The following is a 456-nucleotide window of genomic DNA, read 5'->3' as shown; positions in this document are numbered from 1 at the left end:
GCGTTTTACTACCATCACATGCTTGGCATGATGAAACGGGAGTTTCCAAATCTGCCGAGCTACTCGCGATTTATAGAGCTAGTGCCGCGCAGTATCATGCCACTGTGCAGCTACTTGCAAAGCATAATGGGTGACTGTACGGGTATCAGCTATATTGATTCAACCAAGATAGCAGTTTGTCATAACAAGCGTATCTACCGTCATAAAGTCTTTGAAGGACTTGCAACCCGAGGCAAAAGCAGCATGGGCTGGTTCTATGGCTTTAAGCTGCACGCCATTATCAATCATAAGGGCGAGCTTGTATCTGTTAAAGTCACTGCGGGTAATACGGATGATAGAGCGCCAGTTAAGGATATGGCAACGTCTTTATTTGGAAAACTATTCGGTGATAGAGGCTACATCAGTAAAGCACTAAACGCGTGGCTCACAAAACACAGTGATACTAGGCTGATAACG

The 456-nt window shown here is 45.2% G+C and carries 1 protein-coding gene; it reads left to right on the top strand.

From position 1 onward, the window contains the following. Nucleotides 1–456: IS982 family transposase (locus ACT3TU_RS14370; protein ID WP_444784547.1), on the top strand; the 456-nt coding region annotated here is incomplete at both ends.

This window comes from Psychrobacter sp. AOP3-A1-26 (genome assembly GCF_052378235.1).
In the GTDB taxonomy this organism is placed as follows: Bacteria; Pseudomonadota; Gammaproteobacteria; order Pseudomonadales; family Moraxellaceae; genus Psychrobacter.
This window is presented reverse-complemented; position numbering and strand designations above follow the sequence as displayed.